Annotated in this window: 1 protein-coding gene; it reads left to right on the forward strand. The window is 34.9% G+C overall.

Going from position 1 to position 272, the window contains the following annotated elements:
- Positions 1-272, forward strand: a 272-nt coding sequence (locus CN601_RS21855; protein ID WP_142317399.1) for a SpoVR family protein, incomplete at both ends; no start/stop codon positions are given.

The raw sequence follows: 272 nt of genomic DNA on the forward strand, positions 1-272 counted from the left end.
TCAAACGAAGCAATCGAATACGCGAAACTAAACGCAGGAGTAGTTCAACCTTCTAAAACAAGTATTAATCCATACTACTTAGGACTAAGAATGTTTGAAGATATCGAAGAACGATATAATAATCCAACAAAAGAAATGAAAGAATTAGGCGTTAAACCTGGCAGCGGTCGAGAAAAAATGTTTGAAGTACGAGAGTTAGAGTCTGATAGTTCATTTATCCGAAACTACTTAACAAAAGAGCTTGTCATGCGAGAAGATATGTATTTATTCCA

The sequence above is a fragment of the Bacillus sp. AFS017336 genome, from assembly GCF_002555445.1.
Classification (GTDB): domain Bacteria; phylum Bacillota; class Bacilli; order Bacillales; family Bacillaceae_G; genus Gottfriedia.